Below are 12,841 nucleotides of genomic sequence, written 5' to 3'. Positions count from 1 at the left end.
TCTTGGAAAAACTATTGATCAATATTTTAACACCCAAACGCCATTTTCATAACCGCTAAATGACGCGGAGGCGGCTACAGCCTCATCCCAGGTTGCATAGTCACCCAATGATACACCATAGAATGGCAGCTCATTTGCATTGTGAGCCACGAGCTTTACATCATTTCCCTCTTTAGCCAACTTGCCGGCATAGTCCATCGCCAGATCGTCATCGATGCTACTGGATACGATCAGGTAGAACCTGCCTGTCGGTGAGGAGACCGTTTCCACAACTCCGGCTGCTTTCTTGGCTTCTCTGGCAGCTATTTCATCGAGTTTGCTATTAACGATTGCAAGTTGATCTTGAGGATATTGCTGATTCGAGTAAAGTGATAACGCCTCCGAATACAAAGACCGGGCTGACTCCCAGTTTTCCTGTGCATATGCTTCATCTGCATCTACAATCAACTGGTCATACCTCGCTTTTCGTTGAGCTGCTTGTTCCTGCCTTTTTTTCTCGGCTTCAGCCTTTGCGATCTCTTCGAGACGAGCTTTTTCTTTGGCCTCCTGCTCCGGCTTAAAACTAAACACATACCAGGCACCTGCAGAAACGAGTAGCACTATCGCTATGATGATAATAACTACTCCCGTTTTGCTGCTTCGATTTGAATATTCGTTCATTGACGTACTTATCTTTTCACTAAAGGTAACTAAATGGCAATATAATGATAGAAAATATTGAAATAGGGAAAATTATGCAAAAGAGGACTGGTGTGTATAGTTTGAAGAAATATGAAGTATATTTATATAGACCAACCTAAATAATTATGACAGCAAAAAACCGAGTTATTGCCACACTAGCTGGCACAGTTTCCTTATTCCTATTGGGATGGGTGTTTTATGGAATGCTTCTGATGGGCTTCTATGAGCAAAATGCAGGATCTGCTATTGGCGTGATGCGTGAGGAAGCAGACATGGTCTGGTGGGCACTTGTTTTGGGCAATGTGTTTCAGGCTTACTTTCTTGTATTTGTATTCAGCAAATGGGAAGGAATCAACTCTTTTGGGGCAGGGTTTAAGGCTGGAGCCTTGATTGGACTGATCCTGGGAATTGGATTTAACCTGATCATGTATGCCACCAGCAACATGATGAACCTCACTGCCACACTTGTTGATCCATTAGTGGGGATGATCATGATGGGAATCACCGGAGGAATCATAGGAATGATCGCCGGGAAGGAATAAGTAACATTTTCAGGCCTCTGCTCCACTTTTGCAGAGGCCTTTTTAGGTATCACCATGCCTTTGCCGCCATACTTTAGCGATATTTTTCGGTCTACGATGTAATTAATCCGATGAACTCGGTTTGGTTTATTCGACTTTAGATAGAGAATAAAATATCTTTATCAAAAAACTTAACCACACCCATGAAACATCTATTTATCATTTCCCTGTTAAGCATAGTTAGCATTACTGCCACCGCCCAGGATGAAGATATTGTTGCCATAGTCGATGACCTTACAATTAAATGGGACAAGCAAGCTCTTCAACTTGAGACCTATGTTGGGCTAAAATATTACTGTACTTCAGAAAAGTACCGTGAAACGACAATTGAGTTGCTTGATAAGATACACCACTACGATACTCTCCTATATGGGATAGTGACACGAAAGTATGCGAATACCAAAGATAAAGAAGCGGAGGCTACACTTAAAGACATCATAGAACTGGAGGCAGATTATACCACGGCTAGTTTTAAGGAATTCCTGGAAGAAGAATGTGAAGGGTTTACGGAGGTTGAGGAGAACTACTCCAAGGAAGACTCGGAATATTACAAAGAGATGAAAAAATTAGAAAAGGAAATGGCCAAATACGTGCTGAGTATTACAACCAGGATTGACATCATCGATGAACATATTCATCATCTGGATTTGAACTAAACCTGTTGTTTCCCGTTCATCAGGACACTTGAAGTACTGAACGAACAATTTTGGATTTTCAACTAAAATCAACGCTAATTAACAAAAAAGTAAGTCTCTTTAAGTTTTAAAATCGCCAATGGAACCAATCAAAATATATCCTACTAGAAATACTCCAGCTGTTTTACTCGATCCTGCCAGAGGAGTTTTCAAGATGTATGGAAGATCAAGTCCAGAAAACTCACTTCAATTTTATGAACCACTCCGAGCAGCCATTTCAAGTAATATCACTGTAGATAAGGTGGATGTCAGAATCAAAATGGAGTACTTCAACACAAGCTCATCCAAGTGCATTTACGATCTACTCAAGGAGCTTAAATCATTGGAAACCAAAGGGAAGGAAGTAACTGTGCGATGGTATTACGATGAGGATGATGAGGATATGCTGGAAGCTGGAGAAGATTATAGCGACTTGCTTGATCTACCATTTAGGTTTATTGAATATCATCCTGAGCATCAGCAAAAGACAGCCTGATTCTCAATCATCAAACACCTACAGTTTTATCTTCTTTTTTACAAAATCACAAAATAATCTATCAGATCATAGCCCACAGTGACTGAGAACTCGTTGAAAATTCTCAGAACTCAAAAGGACTATGTATGTAATCACCAACCTTCCGAAAGGCTTGATGTTTGTTATGATGCTGAATATATGTTTAGCTGGCCACTGCCAGTTTAAAAACATACTCGATTCTATTCTGCATCAACCCAACAAGCTACAGGCAGACAGATTTGAAGTGCTGCCTCACTCACATCTCCATAATCCCCTGGGTCCCACTGCTCAATTACTAAGAAAGGAAAGCTATGCAGCGTCCTGTGAAGAAGGACCCGAGGGTGAGCGTGGCTTTTGGATCAGGTATAATCAGATCGAGTATCTGTATAAAAATGAAACAATTTACCTCGCAGATGAAAATACACTCAAAGAAATAAAGCCCCGCTTATTTGGTCGAACACTAAACAGAGCGGTAAAGACCCTTCGCATGCTGGAAAGGCGATCACCATATGCTAAAAACATCATTCAAACACTACAACAATCAGAAAACAAATTTGTACTATCACTGACTAAAACAAGCAGAAGCTATACGCTTTTCCCTCTCCCAAATGGAAGGCTAGGTGTCCTGAATAATAATGCTTATGCGTTTCAGGTCATAGAAGGTGAAAAACTTATCGTGGAGTATGCGCCCTTTGATAAAATAGGAAGTGGTGCCGAAATACGCTGGACTCCCAAGCAAAAGAAGATATGCCTGGCGCATGAATTAGGGCATGCATATGATGCAAATTTTGGACTGGTAGATGATCGCCTCATGCATGCATATGGTGAGATCATGCCGGCACGCGAAATCCGTGCGTTGTTTCATGAAAATATGATCAGAAAAGATTTGCATCGACAACTGAGAAAGGAGCTCACCAGTGGAAGCTCACTTATAGCAGATGGCATGCCTTTTACCTATCCCCTGCCTGTTCCAGCCAGATATTGAGTTAGTCGATTAGTTTAATGTTTTGAAGCGAACCGGAGAAGAAAGTGGTATCTAAGACATTCACATAACCTACCGTATAATTCCCTTCAATTTGCTCCATCCAGTATCTGCCGTCAGCTTGGGTGCCTTTAACCTTAATTTGTTCATTTACGCTACGGTTATCAGAGTAAGTCTCAATCCCCGCTTTCAATCGATTTTCATAATTAAGGGAGGAGCCGGTGTAAATGTTGGAGGAGATATACAGCACGCCATCATTTTCAAATGACAACTGGTATTCGCAAAAACCGTGGGTGTCTATCTCTTTACTAAGCTGATAACCTTCGGGGACTTGAATGGAGATTTCACGAAAGCTTAGCTTCTCACCGCAATTTTTAAAATTCAGCCTAAGACTTCTAAGCTGTGTAGCATTGGTTGCCACCTTTGCACCATTGCAGCCTGCTACAAAGGAAACCAGCAGGAACCAGATCATTACCCTCTTCATAGAGTATAAAAGTAGGTATGATTGAGCTCAGCAGCAATTAGTCGATGTTCAATGTAAGCTTGATTTGATCGAGTCTAACTCTTCTTCGACAGAACTTAGAAAGGTTGGAATCTGGCTCCAAAAGTCATTAGACTTGTAGTTCGGAACCGCTTCCGAGAGCTCAGTCAAATCAAGATGCGCAAGATTTGTCTTCATCTTATGGAACGCGTTGTGAGCTTTGGTGACATCTTCTGATCTTATTGAGTCATGCACTTCTCCGAGGCTATTCTCGATTGAGGTCATGGTCATGTCAACAATCTGATAAACCTTTTCCTGATCACCTCCTAAGATCTCATTTAACATGACAAATGAATTGCTTGCTTTATTCGTCCTGATATTCATATTTCCTCGTTTTTTGTTTGAATAGCTAAATAGTTTGTTCAATAAGTCGTCCGGATTGAATGGCTTGGAAACAATATCGTTCATCCCACATGCCTGCATTTTTGATTTTGACTCTGCCAGTGTACTTGCCGTTAGAGCTATGATTGGAACGTCTTTAAAGTACTTACCTTTCATTGCTCTAATCTTTTCAGTGGCCTCATAACCGTCCATCTGTGGCATGTGTAAATCCATAAGGACAACATCATAAGATTTATTCAAAATCATTTCTACAGCCTCAAGTCCATTATTGGCCACCTCTATCCTTACCCCCCATCGGGAGAGGAAAGCCTTGGCTATCTCCTGATTAGCCATGTTATCTTCTACCAGTAGTATGTTTATGTCGAGATTAATCTCTTCTGGAATCATGTGTTTTGAGGAATCTTGCGTTGCTTCAGCAGCCACCATTGGGATGTTAAAGAAGAAGTTGGTACCAGCCCCTATTTCAGAGGTCACCTTCAATTCTCCTCCCATGAGTTCTACTAATTTCTTGCAAATTGACAGCCCAAGACCTGTACCGCCGGCTTTTACGGTTTTCTGATCATGGACTTGCTTGAAGGATTCAAAGATGGTTCCCAACTTATCTTCTGGTATACCAATCCCACTATCTATTACACTAAACAGCACATCCCCATCCTCACGAACCGTAATTTTTAATTCTACTTTTCCTTCATCTGTAAACTTTAAAGAATTGCTTATCAGGTTGTTAAGAATCTGAGTTAAGCGAACACTATCACAGAAATAGTTAGAGTTAAGTTCTTTGGCATAATCCAAATGGATTTCAATATTCTCACTGTTTGGCACTGCCCTCCAACTAGACATGATGTTTTCACCTAGCTCTTTTAGGTTGACATTTTCATGGACAATCTCTAAATGTCCTGATTCTATTTTTTGAAAATCAAGAATATCATTGATCAGAGAAAGTAGATTGTTGCTACCAAACTTGAGCATTTTCAGCCTGTTGCTGTCTGCAAGTTCAGGATGCTCTAGTTCCAGCAAATTGGTCACACCAATAATTGAATTCAAAGGGGTTCTGATCTCATGACTCATTGTAGAAAGGAATTGCTCTTTCACTCTTCCTGCCCTTTCTGCTTCTTCTTTGGCCTGCAGAAGTTCAACTTCCTGCCGCTTGATATCAGTTAGGTCATTTGTAAAAATGATGATGCCTCCTATCTTGTCTTTTGCCGTGAACCACGGGTGAATTTCACCTTGCACCCACTGGTGAGTACCATCTGCTCTTTCAAAACATTCTATCCCAGGTTTTACAATTTCACCCTTTAAGGCACGAGTGTGCATGTCCTTCCACTCTTTGGGAATCTCCGGAAATACTTTATAATGAGATTTACCAATTATATCTCCTTCAACACCAAGGTCATTATACCACCGCTTACTCGCTGAAATATAATTCATGTGCTTATCCAGCATCGCTATAGCAGCTGGAGCATTGGAGACAAAGGTTTTTAACAGATTTTGTTCCTCCTGCAACTTTTGACGGTTAGCTCTCAGTTCCATCAGCGAACCAACCCACCTGCTAACGAGCGCAATGAAGTCTACTTCAAAATCTGAAAATGGATCTTGTCTAGGAACTGGACTTGTGAAATTGACTGTTCCGGCAATTTTCCCATCCACCCGATATGCCGCACCAATGTACGATTCTAAATTAAAGCTTTTGAAACATGGATGATCCTTATGAACTGAACTAGACATCTCACCAACTGTGAACACCTTTCCTTTACTAGCCAGTGTGATGTCACAATAGGTATCTCCCAGCGAAAACTTCTGCCCCTTTTCCAAACCGCAATCAGCCGGAGCATATGCAAACACCTGATATTCATCCATCCAAATCTCACTAACGATACCCACATCCAAATTGAGATAGTCCAAACACAGATTCAATCCTTCTACAATTCGCTCTTCAATATTGAGGGTGGATTTTGAGCTCAGCTCATTCAGGAGCTTAAGTCCTTCTTTATATCTTTCTTCTTTCAGAGCCGTCAGCTTTTGCTCGGTTATATCCTTTGCTACATTGTATGAGTTGATGACATTACCATTTTCATCAAATGTAAAATCAACACTTTGGGATAACCAGATGGTTTTTCCATCAGAAGAAATTACTGGAAACTCATAATTACTTGATACTTGTCTAGCATCTGCTACACCCTGATAGAAATCAATTACTTCCTGACGATAATCTTCTGCTACAAAATCAAACCAATGCTTTTTGTTTAAATCATCGAGTGAATATCCGGTAATTGCTTCGAGCGCTTTATTGGTATATATATAATTCCCCTTGCTGTCTAGCTCATAAACGATATCCTGTGTTCCATGAATCAAATTCTCGAATCTTTTTCGAAGATTAATGGCGTTTAAGGCCCGATCATTCATTTTCCGGATATAGTCTTTGAAATGTCTTAATGAAAAGATGAATACCATCAATGCTGCTGCAAAAACTGCCGCTCCTATAAGCCAATATTGTGTATTAATTGCCTTCGCAAGCTTTGCATTGTTAGTAGCTGTAGTATTTCGGTAAATCTTAGTCAGCTCATTAAGCAACGGTATAAAGTCTTCCTCATACCTAAAGATTTCATCTTTGAATGCGACTGATCCACCAGCCTCTTGTATACCATAGCTACTCCTGATTAAATCAGTAAGCAATGGATCCAACTTATTCAGAATTTCATCTGTTCCTGATAATTCAGTGTTGGTAGCTTTAAGACGCTCATTTGCCTCCTGAATACGCACATGAGATTGCCTAAATTCAACCAGTGCTGAGTCGATTCTATTCAGTAGACTATCGGTCTTTAAGCCGGAATCTTCAGCAAGCATAAGGCCACTTTTAAATAAATACTGACTGATAAATTGCTGATTTCGACAATCTTCTAAGGCATCTCCCAGTAATTGATTGGTCTGACCATACCGGTTTATCTTCTCGTTACCAAAGTATACTGTGGAAATGACCATTGCTACCCCGACGGTAAAAATCAGAATTATCTTGAGGGTTAGTTTGCGAATCCTGGGGTTTGAATAATCCTCACTCGACTGTTTCATGTGGTCAACGCTCTAATAATAAGTGAATACGAGCTCAATTTACCACTCTAGAGCTACCAGAACTCGGCTTATTCGGTAGGATGACCCACTTTGGAGGTGAAGTGACTTTAATTGAACATGAACGTTTTTAGAACATTCTCACTTTCATTATCGTCATCATTCTTTGTACCTTCGCGGCTCAATTTTTAGAACTTATGATCTCTACAGAAAACGTATCACTACAGTACGGCAAAAGAATACTCTTCGATGAAGTAAACATCAATTTCACACCAGGCAATTGCTATGGCATAATTGGAGCCAATGGAGCCGGGAAATCTACATTCCTAAAAATCCTATCCGGTGAGATTGTACCTAACTCGGGTAGCGTGAAAATAGAGCCGGGTAAAAGGTTGGCAGTGCTGAAACAAAATCACCATGAGTATGATGAAGTGACTGTCCTCGATACAGTGATGATGGGTCATAAAGAGCTTTGGGACATCATGAAAGAGAAAGACGCTATCTATGCCAAGCCTGATTTCTCAGAAGAAGATGGAAACAGAGCTTCGGATTTGGAAGCCAAGTTTGCAGATATGGATGGATGGAATGCTGAATCTGATGCGGCTGCCTTGTTGAGTGGCTTGGGAATTGTGGAAGCGGATCATTACAAGCTGGTAAAAGAACTAAACGGAACTGAAAAAGTGCGTGTCCTTCTGGCTCAGGCGTTGTTTGGAAACCCTGACATTCTGATTCTAGATGAGCCTACCAATGATCTTGATATCCAAACCATATCATGGCTAGAAGATTACCTCCTGGAGTTTAACAATACGCTTATCGTGGTTTCTCACGATCGTCACTTTTTGGATACCGTCTGCACACACATAGCTGATATTGATTTTGGGCAGATTAAGCTATTTACCGGTAACTATACATTTTGGTATGAATCAAGCCAGCTGGCGCTCAGTCAGCGTTCTTCGGCAAACAAAAAGGCAGAGGAGAAGAAAAAGGAACTTCAAGAATTTATTGCACGATTTAGCGCCAACGCTTCCAAGTCTAAGCAGGCGACCAGTAGGAAGAAGCTTCTTGATAAAATTAATATTGAAGACATTCAGCCTTCTAACAGGAAATACCCAGCAATCATTTTTACACAAAACAGAACTGCAGGAGATCAAATACTGGAAACCCATAAACTGAGCAAAGAGATAAATGGAGAGTATCTGTTTAAAGACGTAGATCTTTTTGTAAATAAGGGAGATAAAATAGCAGTAGTAAGTGATGATAGCTTGGCTGTAACGACTTTTTTTCAGGTGCTAATGAATGAACAAAAGGCAAGCTCCGGTACATTCAAATTTGGTCAAACCATTACACACGCTTATTTACCTAACGATAACTCGGAGTACTTTAAGTCAGACGACAACCTCATCGATTGGTTGAGACAGTACACCTCTTCTGAAGAAGAGAAGGATGAAGTTTATGTTAGGGGATTTTTGGGCAAAATGCTTTTCTCGGGCCAGGAAACATTGAAGAAGTGCAGTGTTTTGTCAGGGGGTGAAAAAGTAAGGTGCATGTTATCTCGCATGATGCTTCAGGGTGCCAATCTCCTTATCCTGGATGAGCCTACCAATCACCTGGATCTTGAGTCAATCACAGCGCTCAATAACTCCTTGAAAGATTTTCCTGGTACTATTTTGTTCACTTCACATGACCACACATTCACTCAAACTGTGGCCAATCGTGTACTTGAGATTCGTCCTGACGGATATACCGATACGCTAAGTACTTATGATGAATTTTTGGAGAAAAAGCGCAAGGCTTTAGTGGCAGGGTAATAAAAAAAGCCGTTTCTAAGAAACGGCTTTTTTGTTTTGATTATCCTCACTTTTAGAAGTTGAATCCAATCCTTCCAAAGAAATAAGCTCCATCAGATCCCATCTGAACAGAATCGTACAAACTACCCTGATCGGTCCAGCCATCGTACTGCTCTGTAGGATATACATTGAAAATGTTATTACCCCCTAGCGTCAATCTGAGATTATCAGTGAATGAGTAGGTCATGCTAAAATCAACAGTTGTAGCTGCCTCATAGGTGTCTGTAGCTATTGGAAATAATGCGTCTGCTTCAGCTTGTGTGGTCGCGGGAGAATCCACCCATTGGAAATCCTGAATCACAACTTCACTAAATCGTGTGATAAACAGATTTGCTGACAGCTTTGAAACAGTGTACCCGATGTTAGCCCCAAACTTATAATCTGGTGCTGCAGCCTTTAGATAAGCCTGAGAAAAAGGCCCAAAGAATGTGAATCTATTCAAGCTACCATTATTAATCTTCTCAATAGTCAAATCATTGATATTACCTGAAATACCAAGATTCAGTCGACTTGTATTACTGATGTCATACGTATAGCCAAGTACGATATCCACCCCTTTGGTCTTGGTGTCTACACCATTTGCAAAAAATTGCGCCGCATCTACCCCCAGTCCCAATCCAGAAGCATCAAAATTATCAGTGAGCACAATCCGGTCTTCAACAGCAATGGAATAGGCATCTACTGTAATATTGAAGCCATTATCCATTTTGTAGGTAAAACCTATGCTAGTGTTTGTAGCTGTCTCTTCTTGCAATGGACCAATACCAAAGGCTTTAGTTACTGTGCTCGTATTTGCAGAAAGTAAAGAAGGAACAGATGCACCTGCTACTATATTGTTAAATATCAAATTGTAATGGATCTGAGCAAGTGATGGAGCTCGGAAACCGGTTGAGAATGATCCTCTCAGTGAAAAGTCATCATTGATATTATATCGTGATGCCAATTTGAAGTTGAAGGTTTCGCCAAAATCACTGTATTTCTCAAAACGTAGTGCCGCTCCTATCAAAAAATCATCACTCAAATTCAATTCAGTATCCAAATACAATCCTAGGTTGGATCTGCTTCTATCTACTTCATTGTCTGGGCTGTACCCAGGAAAGCCTTGAGATCCGCCAGGTAAGTCATCACCATTTGTGTCTGTGGCAGGTGTTTGGTCTGCAGGATTTCTGATTGCAATTCCATTATTATCATACAATGCATAAGAAGCTTCCTCTCCTGAGAAGATCATGAAACGCTCTGTACGATACTCCATACCATAGGCAAGGTTAAAACCAGCTGCAAAATCCTTGTAGAACTTGCTAAAATCAAGGTTGGTAACATTCATGGCCAGGCTATGGCCTCCAGCATCAAAATCAGTTGGTGAAGCCGCTTTCATGGAAGCATTATTTGTACCTGTGATGTAGTAGTGGAAGTTATTCTTACCGAATGAATTGCTGAAATCTACATTCCATCCATTTTCCATTCTGTGACGCACACCTGCAGATGCTGACACATCCGTAATATCTGAGGTGATGTGCGGGGTAAATCCATTAGGATACAGGCTTGGTACAGATCGATTATCTCCATCAGCAAAGCTGTCTCTCGAAAAGGCATAGGCATCTGTTTGACGGAAGTTTCGACCACCAAACGCATAAAACTCAGTATTCTCGTTGATCGGGAGTACACTATTTACCATGAAGTTGAAACCATCAACTGCCGCAGATCCATAGCCCTTTCTCCAGGCAAAACCTGGGCGCAAGGTTCTTTCTTTGGAAAGGAACTCAGTGGTGAAATTGACAAAGCCTCCCTTCTCTCCTAAGGAAACACCATAGTTCATGTCAAGCTTCACTGTGTTTCCATCAAAGCTTTTGTTCTCTCCATCCAGTCTGTTTTTCCCCTCAATATTCCACATGGTTTCACCAGTAGCATCTTCGTATCCAGCTCCAACATTCGTGCTATAAGCACCGTAAGTAATTCCACCTGTGACACCTTCATCATTGTCCTTTAACACGATGTTGATAACGCCTGCAATGGCATCAGAACCATATTGAGCCGATGCTCCATCTCTAAGAATCTCAATTCTTTTAATCGCACTTGCGGGAATAGCATTTAAATCGGTACCTGAATTTCCCCTTCCTCTCGTTCCAAACACATTCACAAGAGAAGACTGATGTCTTCGCTTTCCATTGATGAGCACAAGAGTCTGATCAGGTCCCAATCCTCTAAGTGATGCCGGGTCTATGTGATCCGCTCCATCTGATCCTGATTGCTTGGTTGCATTAAACGAAGGAGCAGCATATTGTAGAATTTGATTGATTTCAGCTTTACCACTATTAGCTGCTAAATCTGCAATATCAATTACATCAATTGGCACTGGTGAGTCTATGACGGTCCTATTTTGATTTCTGCTACCAACCACCACAATTTCAGATAATTGTTCAGCTGAAGGATTTAACTGAATTTGATAATTAGAGCGATTATCAACAACGCCAACAGTCATTCGTTGATAGCCAACATAGCTTACTTCAAGAATATCTCCTGTTTTTGCTTCTAATTGAAAGTTACCTTCAATGTCGGTCACATCACCAGAGGTAGTTCCCTGAATCACCACAGTTGCCCCAATGATTGCTTCACCTGTTTCAGCATCAGTAACTGTTCCACGAATTGTTCTTGAATCCTGCGCAAACACCCTTGGTGCAGCCATTAGGGAAAGAGCCAAAAAGAAATATTGGCTATACCGTAAAGGAATAATTAGGTTTTTGATCATGTCCATAATTTTGGTTAGAATAAGTTTACTTAATCTAATCAAATTATAGCTAACCCTTATATACTTATGCCTTAAATCCGATGATCATGATGTCATCGTTTTGGCGGTTGACACCCGTCCAGGAAACCAGATGTTCTTCTGCAATTGTGCGCTGCTCTGTCATTGGTGTCTTCCTACGTTCCCTAAAGAACTCACCGAGTTGTTCCACCTTAAGTTTTTTGTATTCTGCTCCTCCAATCAAATTAAAAACCCCGGTACTGCACAGGTAAAAACTAGAGTCTTCAGTATTTTCAAGTGATATGGATGTATAACTTTGTCGATGTTCTCCGGTCTCTCCTACTTGACTTTGCTCTCCTTTAATGACCTGAATGCCTCTTCTGTGCACTTGCAGCAAATCCATATTTGCACCCGCAAATTCCATTGCTTTTGTCTGCGTGTTGAGCTTCACAATTCCCACATTTGCATTGGTGTTAAGCAGGATGTTATTCTTGTCTTTGAATCTTGCCTGTACTTCTCTGTGAAGAAACTGAAGAATGGAGCCGGGAAAATCAATGGAATAACCATCCACCATTTTCTTAAGTGCATTCATATAGATCCGAATCATCATACTGGCCAGGTGCCCCTCTCCCACACAGGTAAACAACGCCAAATAAACATCGTTACCATGATTATGAAGCCAATATCCGTCTCCGCCTACTCTACCCTTGGGTTTGTTGATGACGAACGCCTCAGAAAAGAATTCCATCAACTTGTTTTCCTGAGGTAACACGGAGAAATAATTTCTCCTTGTGCTATCTTCAATTTTATCAAAATTGATGATCCACTTTGATTCATTGCTTACCTTCTTCTCCTTGCTGCTTTCCGACATCT

General features: G+C 40.9%; 10 protein-coding genes. 5 read left to right on the top strand and 5 right to left on the bottom strand.

Annotation, left to right across the window (positions count from 1 at the left end):
• Window positions 1-18: 18 nt before the first annotated feature.
• Complete coding sequence (locus ACEQZT_RS02375; protein ID WP_370086853.1) at window positions 19-660, bottom strand: hypothetical protein; 642 nt, start codon at window positions 658-660, stop codon at window positions 19-21.
• Between the two features lie 146 nt (window positions 661-806).
• On the opposite strand from ACEQZT_RS02375, the gene ACEQZT_RS02370 reads away from it, so the two are divergent.
• The 4 genes from ACEQZT_RS02370 to ACEQZT_RS02355 all read left to right on the top strand — a co-directional run bounded on the left by ACEQZT_RS02370 (window position 807) and on the right by ACEQZT_RS02355 (window position 3,435).
• Entirely contained in the window at window positions 807-1,223 is a 417-nt protein-coding gene (locus ACEQZT_RS02370; RefSeq protein ID WP_370086852.1) for a hypothetical protein, read from the top strand.
• A gap of 182 nt (window positions 1,224-1,405) precedes the next feature.
• On the top strand, window positions 1,406-1,918 hold the full coding sequence (locus tag ACEQZT_RS02365; RefSeq protein WP_370086850.1) for a hypothetical protein: 513 nt from the start codon (window positions 1,406-1,408) through the stop codon (window positions 1,916-1,918).
• A gap of 118 nt (window positions 1,919-2,036) precedes the next feature.
• On the top strand, window positions 2,037-2,432 hold the full coding sequence (locus tag ACEQZT_RS02360) for a DUF1987 domain-containing protein (RefSeq protein WP_370086848.1): 396 nt from the start codon (window positions 2,037-2,039) through the stop codon (window positions 2,430-2,432).
• A gap of 121 nt (window positions 2,433-2,553) precedes the next feature.
• Window positions 2,554-3,435, top strand: coding sequence for a hypothetical protein (locus ACEQZT_RS02355; protein ID WP_370086846.1), 882 nt, complete (start codon window positions 2,554-2,556; stop codon window positions 3,433-3,435).
• Window position 3,436: 1 nt separating this feature from the next.
• On the opposite strand, the gene ACEQZT_RS02350 is transcribed toward ACEQZT_RS02355, so the two are convergent.
• Together ACEQZT_RS02350 and ACEQZT_RS02345 are read right to left on the bottom strand one after the other, a co-directional pair.
• Window positions 3,437-3,904 (bottom strand): hypothetical protein, encoded by a 468-nt coding sequence (locus tag ACEQZT_RS02350; RefSeq protein ID WP_372530121.1) that lies wholly within the window; start codon window positions 3,902-3,904, stop codon window positions 3,437-3,439.
• Window positions 3,905-3,964: 60 nt separating this feature from the next.
• Entirely contained in the window at window positions 3,965-7,381 is a 3,417-nt protein-coding gene (locus tag ACEQZT_RS02345) for a PAS domain S-box protein (RefSeq protein WP_370086842.1), read from the bottom strand.
• A 194-nt stretch (window positions 7,382-7,575) separates the two neighbouring features.
• On the opposite strand from ACEQZT_RS02345, the gene ACEQZT_RS02340 reads away from it, so the two are divergent.
• A complete protein-coding gene (locus ACEQZT_RS02340; protein ID WP_370086840.1) occupies window positions 7,576-9,186 on the top strand; it encodes an ABC-F family ATP-binding cassette domain-containing protein in 1,611 nt (536 codons plus the stop codon).
• Between the two features lie 52 nt (window positions 9,187-9,238).
• Here the strand turns inward: ACEQZT_RS02340 and ACEQZT_RS02335 are convergent, their stop codons facing one another.
• Window positions 9,239-11,971: a TonB-dependent receptor domain-containing protein gene (locus ACEQZT_RS02335; protein WP_370086838.1), complete on the bottom strand. Its 2,733-nt coding sequence runs from the start codon at window positions 11,969-11,971 to the stop codon at window positions 9,239-9,241.
• Between the two features lie 64 nt (window positions 11,972-12,035).
• On the bottom strand, window positions 12,036-12,839 hold the full coding sequence (locus ACEQZT_RS02330) for a PP2C family protein-serine/threonine phosphatase (RefSeq protein ID WP_370086836.1): 804 nt from the start codon (window positions 12,837-12,839) through the stop codon (window positions 12,036-12,038).
• Window positions 12,840-12,841 lie beyond the last annotated feature (2 nt).

This window comes from Ekhidna sp., from assembly GCF_964218185.1.
In the GTDB taxonomy this organism is placed as follows: domain Bacteria; phylum Bacteroidota; class Bacteroidia; order Cytophagales; family Cyclobacteriaceae; genus Ekhidna.
This window is presented reverse-complemented; position numbering and strand designations above follow the sequence as displayed.

What these genes read in the sequence shown, in the direction of transcription:
- ACEQZT_RS02375 (WP_370086853.1), bottom strand. Translation starts at nt 660, where the DNA reads ATGAACGAATATTCAAATCGAAGCAGCAAAACGGGAGTAGTTATTATC.
- ACEQZT_RS02370 (WP_370086852.1), top strand. Translation starts at nt 807, where the DNA reads ATGACAGCAAAAAACCGAGTTATTGCCACACTAGCTGGCACAGTTTCC.
- ACEQZT_RS02365 (WP_370086850.1), top strand. Translation starts at nt 1,406, where the DNA reads ATGAAACATCTATTTATCATTTCCCTGTTAAGCATAGTTAGCATTACT.
- ACEQZT_RS02360 (WP_370086848.1), top strand. Translation starts at nt 2,037, where the DNA reads ATGGAACCAATCAAAATATATCCTACTAGAAATACTCCAGCTGTTTTA.
- ACEQZT_RS02355 (WP_370086846.1), top strand. Translation starts at nt 2,554, where the DNA reads ATGTATGTAATCACCAACCTTCCGAAAGGCTTGATGTTTGTTATGATG.
- ACEQZT_RS02350 (WP_372530121.1), bottom strand. Translation starts at nt 3,904, where the DNA reads ATGATCTGGTTCCTGCTGGTTTCCTTTGTAGCAGGCTGCAATGGTGCA.
- ACEQZT_RS02345 (WP_370086842.1), bottom strand. Translation starts at nt 7,381, where the DNA reads ATGAAACAGTCGAGTGAGGATTATTCAAACCCCAGGATTCGCAAACTA.
- ACEQZT_RS02340 (WP_370086840.1), top strand. Translation starts at nt 7,576, where the DNA reads ATGATCTCTACAGAAAACGTATCACTACAGTACGGCAAAAGAATACTC.
- ACEQZT_RS02335 (WP_370086838.1), bottom strand. Translation starts at nt 11,971, where the DNA reads ATGATCAAAAACCTAATTATTCCTTTACGGTATAGCCAATATTTCTTT.
- ACEQZT_RS02330 (WP_370086836.1), bottom strand. Translation starts at nt 12,839, where the DNA reads ATGTCGGAAAGCAGCAAGGAGAAGAAGGTAAGCAATGAATCAAAGTGG.